The sequence below is a fragment of the Bartonella sp. B10834G3 genome, assembly GCF_016102505.1.
GTDB lineage: Bacteria > Pseudomonadota > Alphaproteobacteria > Rhizobiales > Rhizobiaceae > Bartonella > Bartonella choladocola.
The window spans coordinates 385880-403224 of the sequence record NZ_JACFOM010000002.1 but is presented as its reverse complement, the minus strand read 5'-3'; the positions used below and the strand labels follow the sequence as shown (position 1 = coordinate 403224).

General features: G+C 44.1%; 15 protein-coding genes and 1 tRNA gene. 1 reads left to right on the top strand and 15 read right to left on the bottom strand.

The genetic code is table 11. The annotated features are described in order from the left end of the window. Window positions 1-313: 313 nt before the first annotated feature. From H3S94_RS07185 to H3S94_RS07120, 14 genes are all read right to left on the bottom strand, one after another. Window positions 314-946: a TetR/AcrR family transcriptional regulator gene (locus tag H3S94_RS07185; RefSeq protein ID WP_198240660.1), complete on the bottom strand. Its 633-nt coding sequence runs from the start codon at window positions 944-946 to the stop codon at window positions 314-316. 482 nt (window positions 947-1428) lie between these two features. Next, window positions 1429-3546 (bottom strand): TonB-dependent receptor, encoded by a 2118-nt coding sequence (locus H3S94_RS07180; protein WP_198240659.1) that lies wholly within the window; start codon window positions 3544-3546, stop codon window positions 1429-1431. 98 nt (window positions 3547-3644) lie between these two features. Further along, window positions 3645-4607, bottom strand: coding sequence for an ABC transporter substrate-binding protein (locus H3S94_RS07175; RefSeq protein ID WP_077992181.1), 963 nt, complete (start codon window positions 4605-4607; stop codon window positions 3645-3647). Window positions 4608-4618: 11 nt separating this feature from the next. Next, window positions 4619-5680 carry a FecCD family ABC transporter permease gene (locus tag H3S94_RS07170; RefSeq protein ID WP_369805723.1) on the bottom strand — a complete coding sequence of 354 codons (1062 nt, stop codon included), beginning with the start codon at window positions 5678-5680 and terminating at the stop codon, window positions 4619-4621. Beyond that, window positions 5677-6687: an iron ABC transporter permease gene (locus tag H3S94_RS07165; protein WP_077992179.1), complete on the bottom strand. Its 1011-nt coding sequence runs from the start codon at window positions 6685-6687 to the stop codon at window positions 5677-5679. Before H3S94_RS07165 ends, H3S94_RS07170 begins: the two co-directional genes overlap by 4 nt. A 1-nt stretch (window position 6688) precedes the next feature. Further along, window positions 6689-7489 (bottom strand): ABC transporter ATP-binding protein, encoded by an 801-nt coding sequence (locus H3S94_RS07160; RefSeq protein ID WP_077992177.1) that lies wholly within the window; start codon window positions 7487-7489, stop codon window positions 6689-6691. Window positions 7490-8029: 540 nt separating this feature from the next. Continuing rightward, a complete protein-coding gene (locus H3S94_RS07155; RefSeq protein ID WP_198240658.1) occupies window positions 8030-8842 on the bottom strand; it encodes an MBL fold metallo-hydrolase in 813 nt (270 codons plus the stop codon). Window positions 8843-8852: 10 nt separating this feature from the next. Further along, on the bottom strand, window positions 8853-9626 hold the full coding sequence (locus tag H3S94_RS07150; RefSeq protein ID WP_198240657.1) for a TatD family hydrolase: 774 nt from the start codon (window positions 9624-9626) through the stop codon (window positions 8853-8855). Window positions 9627-9628: 2 nt separating this feature from the next. Continuing rightward, window positions 9629-11176 (bottom strand): methionine--tRNA ligase, encoded by a 1548-nt coding sequence (gene metG, locus H3S94_RS07145; RefSeq protein WP_198231104.1) that lies wholly within the window; start codon window positions 11174-11176, stop codon window positions 9629-9631. A gap of 80 nt (window positions 11177-11256) precedes the next feature. Then, window positions 11257-12303, bottom strand: a complete 1047-nt coding sequence (locus tag H3S94_RS07140; RefSeq protein WP_369805233.1) for a DNA polymerase III subunit delta' — start codon at window positions 12301-12303, stop codon at window positions 11257-11259. Then, a complete protein-coding gene (gene tmk / locus H3S94_RS07135; protein WP_077992169.1) occupies window positions 12287-12940 on the bottom strand; it encodes a dTMP kinase in 654 nt (217 codons plus the stop codon). The genes H3S94_RS07140 and tmk overlap by 17 nt, the downstream gene beginning before the upstream one ends. 28 nt (window positions 12941-12968) lie before the next feature. Continuing rightward, window positions 12969-14132, bottom strand: coding sequence for a D-alanyl-D-alanine carboxypeptidase family protein (locus tag H3S94_RS07130; protein WP_198240656.1), 1164 nt, complete (start codon window positions 14130-14132; stop codon window positions 12969-12971). A 52-nt stretch (window positions 14133-14184) separates the two neighbouring features. Further along, a complete protein-coding gene (locus H3S94_RS12055) occupies window positions 14185-15339 on the bottom strand; it encodes a septal ring lytic transglycosylase RlpA family protein (protein WP_198240655.1) in 1155 nt (384 codons plus the stop codon). Between the two features lie 435 nt (window positions 15340-15774). Beyond that, window positions 15775-15850, bottom strand: a tRNA-Lys gene (locus tag H3S94_RS07120). A 548-nt stretch (window positions 15851-16398) separates the two neighbouring features. Between H3S94_RS07120 and gpt the strand changes: the two genes are divergently transcribed. Next, window positions 16399-16896 carry a xanthine phosphoribosyltransferase gene (gene gpt, locus H3S94_RS07115; RefSeq protein ID WP_077992167.1) on the top strand — a complete coding sequence of 166 codons (498 nt, stop codon included), beginning with the start codon at window positions 16399-16401 and terminating at the stop codon, window positions 16894-16896. 225 nt (window positions 16897-17121) lie between these two features. On the opposite strand, the gene H3S94_RS11825 is transcribed toward gpt, so the two are convergent. After that, window positions 17122-17345: hypothetical protein (locus H3S94_RS11825; protein ID WP_210327991.1), on the bottom strand; the 224-nt coding region annotated here is incomplete at its 5' end.

The following is a 17345-nucleotide window of genomic DNA, read 5'->3' as shown; positions in this document are numbered from 1 at the left end:
ATTGCAAAATCAATGTCGAAAGGTAAATTGTGCCATTTATTCAATATGTTATGAAGATGTTTTAATATTCGACATCTGGTGCTTGGTCATTAACATCTGTTAGCACTAAGGCCTATGAAAAGGTTAAGCCCGATAAACGATCGTTGGATTTTCCGATAACCATCGGCTGTCAATCAATGAAACACTAAGACATTTGCAATCTTATCAATCCGGTTTTGAATTCCGGTAACAGGCAGTGTTTTTTCACGCCGTTATTGCTTTTCAGAATTGCTCGAATTTTGAAGATAATATCGGCTTTTTAAACGCTTCCAATTTAATCGTGAGTTCCCTGCTCCTTCTCGGAAATCGTATCAAGAACGGAAAGACATCCAAGAATGAGCGCTTGTATACCGATAGCGTATTCGTCATCAATCCCCGGAATACCCAAATCGGACTGATAACGTGTTAAATCGGCTTCATCTCTATTATCGGGCAAAACACTATCGGCTACTGAAAGTGTGTGATAGGAAATAGTGAATGCCAACCAATGCGCTTGAATCAGAGAAAGATTGTAGGCTTTTGCAAGTCTTTGCTGGTGATTTGAAATCCGCTCTTCAATTGTCGGCGTAATCATATCTCTGCGCAAGAGATACGGTGTGATGCCTTGATGGGTTTCTACGAGCTTCCACATAGACGAAGCGAGCTTTACAAGATAGTCGCGCAACGCAATTTCGGGCGTCCAATGAGGCAATTCCCACTTCAAGAAAATTGTTTCGGCAACCAAGGTCTTTAAAGCTTCGAGACCGTCAACATGATTATAGAGCGCCATATGGCTCACACCCAACTTTTCAGCGACACCCACAAAGGTGATCTTGGGGATGCCAATTTCAATAGCGGCCTCCACTATCCTGTCACGACTGATTGTAGGCGGTCGCCCCCGTGGGAGCTTTTTGGGCGATTGGGTCATTATAGCAATTTTCTGAGTTTGTTATGAATGAGCGAGAAATGTATCACGGATAATTGAACGGTACAACAAAGCGTTCTGTCTTTACTGATACAGCTTATTTATTATGTGACAAGGTGGCCAACATATGGCGCGAAATAGATTTTGCTGTCTTTTTGCGGAAAAGTTAAATCGGACGCGGTATTAGTCTTTTATCTATTATGACAAGCAAATCATATCTATTATGACAAGCAAAAACAGCCAAAAAAGGGAAATATCGGTTGAGTTTCAGAATGATAACTTTAGCCGATTGTTTGTGATTTTTTCGAGCGTTCCGGCATCAATGCACACCCCCTCCCCGTTTTATATTTTATTCCCCCCTATTCAACTTTCAGCTTCTAACGAAGTGGCGGATAATTGGAATAAAAATAAAAAAGCCATACAACAATTCGCGTTCTGTATGGCTTTCTTGGCTTTTGATTGGTTCTGGTTCAATCAGATTCAAATTAGAACTTCATTTTGAGGCCGACACCAAATTCGCGCGGTTCGGTGATATAGGCCTGAATTCCGGCTACACGGTCTCTGTTTTTTTCCGTTGGTACACGTTCGTCAAACAAATTCTTCGCATAGCCAAAAATCTCCATATGATCGTTCGGTTTATATGAAATCTGCATATTGGCAATTGCATAAGAACCGACGCGCAAAGCAGGATCGTTATCGTCCGTTGAATAATAATCATCGGTATAACGGACATCGCCGCTCAAGCGAAGATTTTCGATGATGTCCCAATCGGCTCCGACATTGAACATGTAACCGGGAGCTTTTGCAAATTTTTTCCCGTCAAAGACATTGCCGCGTGTGTCACCGAATTCACTGGTGTCTGTGTGGAGAAGCCCAAGTCCACCACGCAATAGGAGGTTATCGAGAAGCTGATAATCTGCCCCCAATTCTGCACCATATGTTTTTGCTTCATCGGCATTAACAATGATGGAACCGAATTGTTTGCCGTTCATATAATCGGTAACAGAACGCTGCGAGTCCGTATAACGCGTGTAGAAAATATTCGGCGTAAATGAAAGCTTGCTATCAAGCACTGTAATACGGGAGAAAATTTCATAGTTCCAGGCTTTTTCAGCGTCGAAATTATAGTAACGTTTGCCTGAGAAGTTCAAACCTGTACCACCTGGCAGGTAGCCGCGCGATGCCATGACACCGACGGTTATATCGTCACGAATATCATAGGACAGAGAGATCTTCGGAAGTACTGCGTCAAAACTTTCGTCATAAATATGGCGAACACCGGGAACATAGCTTGCAACACCGTCATGTCGGATGCCGTCATATTGATACCGTAGACCACCTGTCAGAGCCCATTTTTCAGCAAAACGATATGTCAACTCACTGAAGACACCGACACTATCCTGATCGACGGTAAAGTCAGTCGACGCAAAATCATGTAACATATGGTTGTCGTTGTTGCTTTTTGAATAAAAAACGCCGCCAAGGCCGCTTAGAGTCGTTGTTTCATCACCAAAGTTGACACGGAATTCGTTCGATATATTGTCATAATCTCTTGATGCGGTACCATTGAAGGATCGCCCGAAATTATAATCGTAAGTGCCGTTGGAATATTGCAACTCGTTAAAAAGAATAACCGTGTTTCCAAGATCATATTTCACGTCGAAAACACCGACATCGGTTTTAGTCTGGATGTTGTCTGTGCTATTACGTGTATCATGAAGTTGGTCATAAGGGTGTGAGGCAATCTCGAAAGCCGGACGCCGTGAATCCATGTGTGAATAGGTGAGCTTACCTTCCAATCCCGGTATTTCGGAAGGCTGCCAAAGCAATTTTACACGACCGTTGACATTCCGAGGGTCGTTATCCATTTCCGAATCCAGAAAGTAGGGATTGGTGTATTTTATGAAAGTATCACGGCCGCTATAATCAAGGGCGATACGTCCGGCAAGTTCTTTGGTAATCGGCCCCGAAGCCATAAGAGAGCCACGTTTTTGTTGTCTGGTGCCATAGAGAGTTTGTATTTCCGCTTCAGGCGTAAATGTCGGATCTTTCGTCTTGATGACAATGGCACCGGCGATCGCGTTTGCCCCTTGTGTTGTGGTCTGCGGGCCGCGGAATACTTCGACAGATTCGACATCCCAAATCGGCGCTGCACCAATTCCGAATTCGCCCGCACTCAGATAGCGGCCGTCAACGCTGATCGTGGCGCGAGGTATAGGATTGGCCAGATAAGCATTGCCTTTAACCAATGGGCCTTTGGTGTCGACACCACGGATAATCGGTGCATCGCTGTCGTTCGTATAAAGTAGGTTCGGTGTACCCTTTAAAAGATCTGTCAGCGTTGTCACTGCAGGTCTTTCCGCAACTGTTTCGCTGCTAAGCACACTGACCGAACTGGCAGTATGCTGAAGCGAGCGCAGTGATTTTTCACCGCTGATAACGACCTTTTGCAATACAGTTGTGTTGGACTGATCTTGTTTTTGTTCATTGCCATCCTCAGCGAAAGCACAGGGAATTGCAGACGATACCAGTATAACCCCGCAAAAAAGTTGGTAATGGGCTGACGATAGAAGAAACCTAGTTTTCGATAACACTTTTGACATCGGATGGAACCTTTTTAGGCAAACAAAGAAAATATGACTTTATTACTCATGATATAAACTAAGTCAACATTAATTTTATATAGTGAAATAAATTATCCCTATTTGGTTTTTGCCCAGTTTCTAACCTCGCTTAAAGTGTAGTGCGCACTCTTGAAGCTGGGGGTGAAAACTTTCGATCCATCGAGATAAATGACACGTCCTTCACGAGCGGGCTTCATATAATTCTCCCATCCCGGAACCAGTTTGTTCAAAGCCTCGCGTGTGGCTTCAGCACTTTTATCAGGTGCTCCCCAATTGATGATAACGACGAGAATATCCGGATCGAGCGAGCCGAATGCTTCGGCGCTGATTGGCAGCACAATTTTGGGCGAACCATCCGAATGCGTTTTATCTTTCGATACCTCGAACGGTTTCATGCCGAGATCATTAAGTGGCTGGGAAACGCCGATTCCTTCACCCACAATATTGATCTGATCCATAATGATAACGGGTAGATAGGTTTTGTTTTCCAGACTTTCCGGCAATTGTTTTTTGGTTTCTTCAACATCTTGCTGGTAATCGGTTTTCAATGCTTGAAAAGCATTTTCCTTACCGAAGAGTTTCGCAAGGTTTTCTTCGATCGCAAAATTGTCCAGATGTCCGGTTGTGTAATGCTGCATATAGACCGGAGCAACCGAAGATAGCTGCTTGAGCTTGTCAACGTCGAACTCGGTGCCGATAATAAGATCAGGCTTCATCGCGTAAAGCTTTTCAAGATCAACTTGACGATTATTTCCTATGCCTTGGGGTTTCTTCTGGTCGGGTCCGAACAGAATATCAATGAAGTCCGCACCGACTTGATAAGTACCATCATCAGCACGACCGAAACTACCGACGGGATTAACGCCCAGTTCAATCATTGGAACACCGATGGCCGGCTCGCTCATCACCACTACCCTATCCGGCTTGTCGGGAATATCGACGGTTCGCCCCATTGTATCAACAACTTCCCGCGCCTCCGTGTTGCAAAGTATTGTCAATGGAAGAGCAAGCATGAAAATAAAAAAGGATAAGATACGCATGAGATATTTCCCTATTTGTGAAAATATTGCCGGAGAGTTCTAAGTCGCAAAACCACGATGAATAACGGGACGCCCAGAATGGTGGTCGTTAGCCCCAGAGGCATTGAAATCGTGGTTGCGTTTTTGGAAATAATATCGGCACCGATCACGAGATTGGCGCCGACAAGGCCAGAAAGATAAAGTCGGCCGCTGCCATTTGCCCCTGTCAAAAATTGGGCAAGTTGGGGGGCAAGAATACCGAGAAAAGCAAGTGGGCCAACAATTGTCACCGAAGCGGCACTCAAAAGCACCGCGAATAGAAGTAACAATGGACGAGAAACGATAACCGGTTCGCCGAGCGCCAACGCCAATTCACTTCCCAGATCATAACGGTTAAGCGAATGACCGGCCATCAGCATTGCAACAAGGCTGAACAGGAATAAGGGGATAAATGCCGTAACACTCAGCCAGTTTGCCTGAAAAAGCGACCCCGCCATCCAGCTTGATGCATTATAAGAAGCTTCGGTAGGCAGGTAGAGAATAAGAAAAGAGTTGACAGATGCCAAGACTGTGGCAACGGCAATTCCCATTAACAGAATGACCAAACCTCCCGCATGACGGTTACCGACCAGAACAATCAGCAGTACTGCTGTTCCCAGCCCTCCTGCAAGGGAAGCAAATGCGATTAGTACGCGCGAGGCTGCGGGGACAAAAGCCAGTAACAAAATGGTCGTTGTCAGCGATCCATGGCTGATGCCGAACAATCCCGGATCTGCCAAAGGATTGCGCGCAATCGGTTGTAGTATAGCGCCTGACACAGCAACACACCAACCGATCAGGAATGCCAAAGCCAAACGTGGCAATCTCACATCCCATAGTGCAAAATAGGATTGCTGTTCGATCTCCTCTCCTCTCATCAACCTCCAGAAGTCATGAAGGCCTGTGTCAATCGTGCCAAGGTTTAACGATATGAGAAAGAGAATGAATATCGAAATTATGAGAAACAATCCGGTAACGAGATTGCGTAGGATAAGCTCTTTACCGTTAAAAAAGCGGATTGATAACCGCCCGTCAAGCGTGCGTGACATCATCATATATCTCTCCTGTTTTGGGGAGAAACATAGAATTTCCGAATCAAAAGGATGAAAACTATGCCACCGAATAAATCCAGAATAATGCCGGTATTGACGACATAAGGCTGAAACGCATTTTGCGAAACACTGCTTGCCAACAGGCATAATATAGCACCTATCAATGCCGATGCCGGTAATGTCAGCCGGAAATCCTGCCCAACAAGCGGTTTGACCATATGGGGAACGATAAGACCTATGAAACTGATTGGTCCACACACAGCCGTTGCCGAACAAGATGCAACAATCGCACATGCCATTGCGAAACGTGAAATTGCTACCGTTCTTACCCCCATAGAGGAGGCTTTCTCGTTACCGAGAAGAATAAGCGTAAGCGGCTTCGATAGTAGAAAAACAAAAACCAGTGCGATCAGACCAATCCACCAGAATTCGTAAAGGCGATCAATATAGGCATGGTTGATATTACCGGCTATCCAGGAAAGAAATTCGCTCCTTCTATCTGCATAAGAAAGCAGAAGTGCATTGCTTAAACCGATGAGCAGCATAGTTGTGAGCGAACCTGATAAAATGAGCATAAGTCCGGTTGTTTTTTCGCTGACACCCGCGATCCTTGCAATGGTAGTACAAAGCAGAAAACCAAAAAGCCCGCCAAGTAGCGCAGCACTCCCCTGCTCTGCTAAATTCGCCTCGAATATCAGAGCACTTCCGACGACAAAAAGTGTCGCACCGGCATTGACACCGAGTGATGACGCAGACGCAAGGGGATTGCGTATAAGCCCTTGAAATACCAGTCCGGAGCTAGCCATGATGAGACCGGCATAAATCGCAATCATTGCGCGTGGAAAGCGTTGATAAAGAATGGATGCCTGTTCATAGCTTTCCGGCTTTCTCGAAATCAGGACACGAAAAACTTCGGAAGGAGATGAAAAAGTTCCGCCCCACGCGATGCTGAGATAGAAAACAACAAGAAATATGATGATGCAGCTCAACCAGAATTTGGAAAAATACATCTTATTCTTCCATATGATGAACTGATTGGGCTGAAGCGGGATAAGGCTGGCAAATAATATGCCCGTTATGGATAAATAATTCTGCCGGAATGCCGAAGACCTGCTGCAAATTCGTCTCGGTTACGACTTCCTGCGTTCGCCCGTGAGCGTGAATTTTACCTGCTTTCAGCATAACAACATAATCGGCAAAATAGGTAGCCAGATTGATGTCGTGCAGAACAACAATGATTGTTTTTTTGAGTTCGCAACTCAAGTCGCGAACGAGTTTCAAAATGGCATATTGATATTTGACATCGAGATGGTTAACCGGTTCATCAAGCAAAATCATATCGGTCTTTTGTGCGAGAACCAAAGCAAGCCAGGCTCTTTGTTTTTGCCCGCCAGAGAGTGAATTAACAGGCAAATGGGCTTTGTCTCCGAGCCCTACAATTTCAAGAACCTCATGAAAATATTGACGATCTTCATCAGAAGGTCCTGAAAATAGAGAATTTCTGGCATAAGATGAAAGTTCGATAAGTTGCCCTAATGTCAAATAATCGGGACAATAGCTCTCTTGAGGAAGATAAGAAACGAGTTGGGCAAGTTTTTTGCGATGAAAAGACCGAATATCCCGACCGTCCAATGTGATAGAGCCTCTTTGCAAATCGAGAAACCCCATAATTGTTTTGAGAAGGGTGGATTTGCCGCAACCATTTTGTCCGATAAGGGCGGTCACCTCGCCGGGGACGAAATTGACGGAAATATCATGCAAGATCGTCAACTTGCCATATCCGGCTTTTACATTCTGCAAATCCAGTTTCATAGCACCCTCGATTTAATTTTAGGGCTTAAACTATATAAAAATAATCAAGTTTGCAATCTCAAAAAAATAAGGGATTTGGCATCATCCCGATGCGCCCAGCCGACCTTTTCAGAAAAATCGGGTGAACTTTTCATCAATTATTTTAAGCAATCAATTAAATGATGAGAATAATAAATATGATGGAGAAAATGAATTTTATTTATTTTATAAATTCTCTATTATTTATAATTTTATTCAAAAATAACTCTTTCCATTTAAAATGACGTTCAATTGGAAATTTATGTCATTTTATTTATAAAAATAATGTCGAATTCAATGTTACAAGATTGTTTCAATAGACAATTATTTTCAATAAAAATTATTTATAAAATCGATATTATCCGGAACCGGTTTGATAAGAAAATTGTCTTTTCCGGTTTCAGACCGGAAAGATTTCGCAGACTGACGGTAAATCAATTGACAATCAATTTTTAAAACCGCTGGCAAGGGACTCGCGCAGAGAGCCATAACCTCGCCAACCATTTATCTTCAAATGTACTTTTATTTTGCGTCGACTTCAAATGTCAGACCATGATAGGCCGGTTCGACGTTGTCCGGGGTGTATTTCATCACTTCATCATAATCCAGAGGAATATGCATGTGTGTCAGAATAACCCGTTTCGCATTGAGCTTTTTGCCCCATTCAACCGCCTGATCGACAGAAAAATGGCTCGGATGGGGGCGATATTGCAGTGCGCCGATAATAAGAACGTCAAGGTTTTCCAGATATGGAGGTGTTTTCGTCGGAAATTCGTTCACATCGGTACAATAAGCCACATTATCCAGCCGAAAACCGAGGGAATGAATATCCCCATGAATTTGCAAAACCGGCATTAAGGTGAGTGGCCCACCCTTCCCGTCTATTGTGAATTTTTCATAAGGTGTGATTTTTTTCCGATTCAATATCGGCGGATAATTTGAACCTTCAGGCGTCTTGAAACAATAACCGAAAGCTTCGTTCAACCTTTGAAATGTTTCATCGTCTGCATAAATATCCATCAACCTATGTTGACTTATTGCATAGGTTCTTAAATCATCAATGCCGTGGATGTGATCGGCATGGGGATGGGTATAAACAACAGACGTTATTTCACGAACCCCCTGCTCGATCATTTGCGATCGGAAATCCGGACCGGTATCAACGACGATTGTTGTTCGTTCGCCATTGCCATTGATACGTTCAATCAATATTGAAGCGCGATACCGATAGTTTTTCGGATTATCGGGGTTGCAAGCCCCCCAATCACCGTTAGCGCGGGGAACACCCGGCGAGGAGCCGCAACCAAGTATTGTAAACTTGTAGCGATCTTGCATAAATCCTGTCCTATTTCATCTTCGAGAAAATACGAAATGCATTTTCCGTTGTATGCTTGGCCACCTTTTCAAATGGAACGCCAAGGACTTCTGCCAATACTAACGCAGTCTGTTTGACAAAGGAAGGTTCATTTGTCTTGCCCCTGAACGGAACAGGTGCAAGATAGGGTGAATCTGTTTCGACCAGAACGCGATCAACGGGCACCGTTTTTGCAATATTTCTTACATTTTCGGCACTTTTGAACGTCAATATGCCGGAAAACGAAATATATCCGCCAATTTCGAGAGCTGTCTTTGCCAACTCTTCGCCCGATGAAAAACTATGAAGAATGAAAGAAAACTTTCCTTTTTTCATTTCTTCGACGAGAATGTCGCTCGTATCAATATCGGCATCGCGCGTATGGATAACCAGTGGCAAACCGCTTTCGCGAGCCGCGACAATATGTTCATGAAAATTATGTTTTTGTTCCTGAGGAGTCGCGTCATCATAATGATAATCAAGCCCCACCTCGCCTATTGCAACAACTTTCGGGTTCTTTGCATATTGTAGAAGTTTTTCGGCAGTTGTGTCATTCTCTTCATGAGAGGAACTGGGGTGGGTTCCAACCGAACAATAAACGTCATCGAACTGTCGGGTAATATCGAGCAACTTCTCCATATCGCGAACAAGTGTGGAAATAGTCACCATACGTTCGACATCGGCTTGATGGGCGCGCTCGACGACCGCGTCCAGTTCATTGCTGAAAGTCTCGAAATCCAGATGACAATGTGTATCGACAAGCATGCTCAGTCTTCATCTTCCGTAGGAATATAACGAGGGAAAACCGGTTCAGGCGTAGGCAATTTTGTGTCAGGCATGATCTTTTTATTGACAATATCATCCAGCATACGTTCATTTTGATCGATTGCCAGCAAATCAAGCAATTTTGCCGCTGACTGCGGGATAAAGGGGCAAAGCATAATGCCAACGCGCCTCAACACTTCAACAGTCACATATAGAACAGTCGAAAACCGCTCCGGATCTGTCTTTTTCAGCGCCCAAGGTTCTTCTGTCGCAAAATAACGGTTTGCGTCCGAAATTACTGAAAAAATAGCCGATAATGCCAAATGGGGGGCCTGTCTATCCATGGTTTCACGAGCAGTTTGAAGCGCATTGCGGCATTTTTCCAAAAGCTCGTTATCCTGATCGAGATACTTGCCCGGCTTCGGTACGAGACCGCCGCAATTTTTCATAATCATTGAAAGCGAGCGTTGCGCGAGATTACCGAGATCATTGGCAAGATCTGCATTTGTCCGATTGACGATTGCATCGTGGCTATAGCTTCCGTCCTGCCCGAATGGAACTTCTCGCAGAAAGAAATAGCGCACCTGATCGAGGCCGTAATGTTCGACCATTTTGAACGGATCAATAACGTTTCCTACCGACTTCGACATTTTTTCACCGCGGTTCAACAAAAAACCGTGTGCAAAAACGCGTTTGGGCAAGGCGATACCGGCAGACATCAAAAATGCAGGCCAATAAATTGCATGGAACCGGATAATATCCTTTCCGATGACATGGACATTTGCCGGCCAAAAATCCGATCTCGGTGTATTTTTCTTCGGAAAACCGGTGGCAGTCAGATAATTGGTCAATGCATCGACCCAAACATACATGACGTGTTTGGGATTGCCCGGAACAGGTATCCCCCAATCGAATGTCGTACGCGATATTGAAAGGTCTTTCAGGCCTGATTTCACAAAACTAATGATCTCGTTGCGACGTTCGTTAGGCCCGATGAAGTCGGGATTTTTTTCATAAAAATCCAATAATCTGTCTTCATATTTGGAAAGGCGGAAAAAATAACTTTCTTCTTCATTCCATTCCACTGGCGAACCGACTTCTTTTTCCCGCCGGATTCCATCTTCCCCTACTTCAGTATCGCTCTCGTCATAGTAAGCTTCCTGACGCACAGAATACCAGCCGGAATAGCGATCAAGATAAATGTCGCCATTGTCTTCCATCATTTTCCAGATCGCCTGACAGGCCTCGTAATGGCGTTTTTCAGTGGTGCGAATAAAGTCATCATTCGACACATTCAGCGTCTTCAACATTTTTTGAAAAACAGCGCTGTTAATGTCGGCCAATTCCAGTGGCGTTAACCCCTGTTTTTCGGCAGTCTGCTGCATTTTCAATCCATGTTCATCGGTGCCGGAGAGAAAAAAAACATCTTTACCATTGGCCCGCTGGAAACGTGCCATCGCATCTGTTGCGATAGCGTTATAGGCATGGCCGATATGGGGATTACCATTCGGATAAAAAATCGGTGTCGTTATATAATATTTTTCACGCATAGGATACCCAACTATATCAATATCAGCTTTCAACCTGACATAGCGGTAGTTGAAGCAGTTGTCACGGAAAAACCAACTATTCAGGTATTTTCCGCAATCAATTTATGAAGTTTATAAAGAACATTAATCACAAATTGTTTTTTATCGAGGTTAAATGCTTCCGTTTGCGCAACCTCTTCAGCAATATTTTTCCAAGCTTCAGCGTAGCGATTACTCAAAGCAGAACGCCCGTCAATTGCTGCTCGCATCGCCTTTCCTGATACGATATTAAGAAGATTATCACAAAATTGGTGAAACTGTATGATAGCGTCGCGACCGGACAAAGCTTGTGCAATTGTCTGCGCTTTGACAACATCAAAAACGGGTTGATTCAAGATCTCTCTTTGTACACGGATAATTTCCATCCCGCCATAACAAACCAATAAGGCCGCTTTGCGCACACTCCCTTCGGACTCGCTGATAATTGCATCCAATTCCGCCGGTTTCGGCAATTGATTTGCCAATACGTGATGAAGCGCTTTTTGCATATTATCATAATCGAGCGGGCGAAATTTGACGAGATGACAACGCGAGCGAATTGTGGGCAATAAACGCCCCGAAGAATGTGATACCAAAATAAAAAGCGTTTTCTGAGGCGGCTCTTCAAGAGTTTTTAAAATACCGTTGGCGGCTGCTCTGTTCATGTCATCGGCTGTGTCAATGATGACAATGCGCCAGCCTCCATTATAGGAAGTCTGTGCCAGAAAACGGTTGATTTCTCTTATATCATCAATGGTTATACCCGTATTGAAGCGTTCGGTTTTATTATCGAATCGTCTTGATATATGGGTAACAGAAGGATGGCTGCCTTGTGCAATTTGGCGCCAGACCGGTGATGTTTCATCAGGTGACTTGAACTCGCCCGAAGACGATACCAGAATATTCCAAGCCAGATGATAGGCTAGCGTTGCCTTCCCGATACCAAGTGGCCCCTCGAACAATAGTGCATGGTGCAGGCGTCCGTCTTCAAGCATTCGGGTAATTGACGAGATGACATCCTCATGACCAAAAATACAGGTATTTTGTGCAGGACGGATAACGCCATCAATATCATCATATTGGCGCGGCGTCTCAATTTCCTGCATCATTTTTCCTTTTCAGAAAATTTAAAGTAATTTGTTCGATGTCCTTGGCAATTTCGTCAATATTACGGTTTGCGTTAATAACACGACAACGTTCCGGTTCAGCTGCTGCTATTTCAAGAAATGCTTGCCTTCGCGCCTCCTGAACTGCCAGATCGTCTTTTTCAAACCGGTCGACTGTTACCGTTTTTTCCCGACGTTTATCTGCTCTTGCCATTCCGATTTTCGCCGGTAAATCCAATATGAATGTAATATCGGGCATATAACCGACAATGGCTGTTTTTTCGAGCAGCTCAAGTTTACAGCGATTATTGTCCTTTTCATCACCCTGATATACGCGGGTCGAATCAATAAAACGGTCGCACAATACGATTTTTCCCTGTTTCAAGGCCGGTGCAATCACTTCATTAATATGGTCGATGCGCGCTGCAGCAAAAAGCACAGCTTCAAAACACCTTCCCATCTTTTGAGCATTCCCTGAAAGGAGAACATACCTTATCGCCTCGCTGCCCGTCGTACCACCGGGTTCGCGAGTGACAACAACTTCATAACCTTTTTGTTTAAGAAATTCTCCCACTATATTGATTTGAGTTGATTTTCCAGCACCCTCCCCGCCCTCGAATGTGAAAAAATAACCGCTCACAATAACATCCCGATTTCATAAACAACGATTAAAGATATTTTCTTAACCAACCTAATGTCAGTTCATATAAAGCATCTTTGGCTTTTCCGACAAGTCCTGTCTCGGCGACTTCATCAGCGGTAAAGACCGGCTTTTCCAATAAAACGGTTTTATCAGCCAATATTTGCAGTTTTCCAACTTCCACGTCGGCTTTTACAGGAGCATCCAACGGGCCATGATAGATAATTTTTGCAGATATAACAGACTTCTTCTCGACATTCATCAGAATATCGACAGGCTCCTTGACTAACAGCGGTACCAGCGGTTTTTTACCTCCGAATACATGTGCATATCCGACAATGACATCTTTCGGAAAAACCTGCTTGAATTCAAATGCAGTCATTCCCCAGTTGAAGAGCTTTGCTGCTTCCACCGGTCTGTCTTTTTCTTTTTTAATACCATTCAAAACCAGAAACAGTTGTCGATTATTGTTTTGAATAACGGCAGAGGTCGAAAATCCGGAACTTTCGCTGAATGCATTCGCAAACCCTTCGGCTCCGATATTCAAAGCAAAAAGCGGATTTTTGTTACGTTGGGTAATTTTGCTCCAACTTATTTCCGGTTCCGAATAAATCTTGAAATATTTTGGATAACTATGCGCAATATGACGTGACAAACGGATAACGTCACTCACATTTGTATATTGCCCATTTTCCGGCAAGCCCGTTGCATTGACAAAATGACTCGAATTAAGCCCCAATTCTTTGGCGCGTTCATTCATCAAATCGGCAAATTTTTCTTCACTTCCCGAAATGCCTTCGGCTAAAGCAATTGCTGCGTCATTGCCGTTGACGATAATCATACCGCGCAAAAGATCAAGCACACTTATGTCACTATTAACCGGCGCAAACATTGTATTTGTACGCGACGGTGCTCCCCCTGTTCGCCAGGCATTGACGCTGATGTGGAAAAGTTGGTCCTCACGTAATGCTCCATTTTCAAGCAAATGAAACACAACTTCGGCCGTCATCAATTTCGCAAGGGAAGCCGGTTCAAATCTGGTTCGGGGACTTTTCTGGTATAATATCGAGCCGGTCTCGCCATCAACCATAATCGCTTGCGTGGCAGTAATCTGGAAATTTTGAGCAAATGACTGCGTTGCTATAGAACCAAACAAAAAGGATCCAAACAAATAGATGATGACTGCGCGCATAAATCGTCTCCGTGGTTTGTTTTCAGCACAAACCAACGGTTCACTCAAGTATCTAATGTTCACTACCGATGCTGAAAGCTTCGCTCACACCTGTCGCCCATGCAAGTTCCAATGCCCGATCAGCTTTTTTGCCACTATTTTCGGCCACATCACTCATAGACTTTGCAGGGTTCCCGACATTCTCATCATCAATCGTTTTATGGGTCGGGTCGTTCATCTCGCCTTTCATAACCGGCTTTGCCGTTTTTGCCGAAGCGCCGGTTTTGGAAGGCATGATATTTCCTGAAGGCTTATCATTGCCTGCGGAATTCAGAACACTGTTGAAAACCTCCTGTCGTGAATTGGTCGAGGTTTCATCAGCAAATGCCAACAGTTGCGAATTATCCGGTTTGAATGCCGGAAGAGGACCTATTTCTGGCAATTCCGGATAAGTTACACGCATAATTTCCGGCCTGTACGTGCTTTGAACGGATAAAGGCGCAAAGCCTTCCATCGCCTGTGTAGCACTGTCGGCTACCGGTGAATTCAAATTTACACCCGCCATTGCAAGCAATGTATCCGGTGTAATATTGCCAGGCTTATAGGAAGCCATCAGAAATTCATTATCATTTCCTTCAATCGGCGCCCTTCCGACATATTCCACTTTCACATCTGCCAAACCGTCATCTTTATAATCAAGCATCGTTGCAGCCTGTTTTGACAAATCAATCACCCGATCGGCCGCGAAAGGTCCTCTATCATTGACGCGGACAATGAGAGAAGCTCCATTTTCCAAATTTGTTACCCGCGCATAGCTTGGTAAAGGCATTGTCGGATGGGCAGCGGTGAGATTATGCATATCGTAAATTTCACCATTTGCCGTCAGACGGCCATTGAAAGCCGCACCATACCAGGAAGCACGCCCGACCTTTTTATAGGCTCTTTCGGATGGAGAAAGATAGGCAACCTCCCCTATTTCCTTGATCTTGTCATGGATTTGGTTTTCTCGTTCTGCTGTTTTTTTGAAACGGGCAATAGCCGGCTTTGTCGCAGGTATAACCGAATAGGCTTTGACTTGCTCGCTACCGGTCTTCGTTGGTGCTGTAGCCGCTATATCTTTTGCATGATTGGCACAAGCCGCAAGCATCATTGTGGATATTGAAACAACAATTCCGCGAACAAATACAACGCCTTTTTTCTGTGCGTTCTTTCTAGCTTCTGACAACATCAATTACACCGTCCTGTTATGCCACTGATGACGAAGCAAAACCGGAATATGTTATTTTGAATGAACAACACCCGTTTTTGACTTCGCCGCCTTGGCGGAAACGTTTTCTGCTGACCGATTAACACATCTTTAATAATTGTTTAAGAAGCGTATACGCAAGTTCGCCTTGTTTATTAAAACATCGTTAACGCGGCTCAAACGTCAGTCGACGTTGGTATCATTTGACCGCCTTCATGATTGACGAGGGCCACCGGAAATAATGGCTCTGGAGAAAGCGGATTGTGGTAAGCAAAGCAAATTGTCGTAAGAAATGAAACGGTCTTGTCAGTAACCATTAAAAATCAGGTAGGCGCACTGAAGCTTTAACTGCCGACAACTTTAATCGCAGACAATGCAGAACGCGACAATGACAGGATGAGTTTGTTGTTGGGAAAGTGGTGAGCGCGCAGGGATTCGAACCCTGGACCTACTGATTAAAAGTCAGTTGCTCTACCGGCTGAGCTACGCGCTCTTTCATGAAGGTGATTACCTGATGAAAGTGGGCGGAACATACGGGCGAGATCGCTCCAGGTCAACACCTTTTAGCAAAAAATTTTTTTCGTTTTGAAAAAATCTTTAGTTTTGGCAATCCCATCGGCGTTATCAGGGCAAAATACCGACGTTCGGCTATTATTGTTTGCAATTCCTCTCAAACAGCATTTTAAAAAATGTGTCCTGCTTTACAAAAAAGATAAATGAAAGCCTCACATTCTTTGGGTGGAACAAAATGATTGCTTATTCATTTGTCCCTTAAATGTTTCGCCGGATATAAAAATTGCCGGTCTCCCGTTATTCTGCCTTTTCGGCTTCGATATTATGTCCATGTCTGTGTAACATAGAAAATTGCTGTCGGGTCGATCGCGAATCGTTATGTGGAAAGGATTTCCATCAGAACTATGAACAAGTGGAATGCGGCGCCTTATACCGATTCGTCATAAAAGATGACGCTGTTACGCTTGAAATGGGGGATTAAATGGGATTACAAGGCAAAATCGTTTTTTAGAATTTTAGGAGCTTGGTATGTCGCTTCCGGATAAAGCTTTTCCCGTAAGCTGGGATCAATTTCACAGGGATGCCCGCGCTTTGGCTTGGCGCATTGCAGACCAGAAAAAAGAATGGCGTTCGATGGTCGCTATCACACGCGGTGGACTGGTTCCCGCTGCAATTATTTGTCGTGAATTGGGTATCCGGCTTATCGAAACCGTGTGTATTGCCTCTTATCACGATTATCGCCACCAGTCGGAAATGGAAATTCTTAAAGGGATTAGCGACAATGTCAGAGTGAATGATGGCGAAGGCGTTCTGGTTGTAGATGACCTCACCGATACCGGAAAAACTGCTCAAATCGTTCGCAGTATGATTCCGAAAGCACATTTCGCAACAGTTTATGCAAAGCCGAAAGGGCGGGCTTTAATAGACACATTCGTTACAGAAGTCAGCCAAGACACCTGGATCTATTTCCCGTGGGATATGGGATATGCATTTCAAAAACCGATTGCAGATTCACATGCCGGTTGATGGTTTAATTTGTGAATCGATTGGTTTCACTCTTTAATCCGGTTTTCGTTTATCCCCAATCCGGATAATAGGAATTAAAAAACAGGCTCCATGATGGTCGACATTCTGGAGCCTTTTTATTTATCTTGCAGACACAAGAAATCCGATTCGCTATAGCAGATTTTCCGGTTAACGAATTCATGACGTATGAACCGGATTATTAAAAAACGATAATAAGAGATTGTTTTACCATACTAATAACGTATTTTCCAATCGTCGGCGCAGCATTTCTTCATTGCAGCGGTTTTGCTGGAACGACGCGGTGAGCGTTTCGCTGCTCAGGATGACAGAACTTTGAGGCTTTGAGGCTTTGAGGCTTTGAGACTTTGAGACTTTGAGACTTTGAGACTTTGAGACTTTGAGACTTTGAGACTTTGAGACTTTGAGACTTTGAGACTTTGAGACTTTGA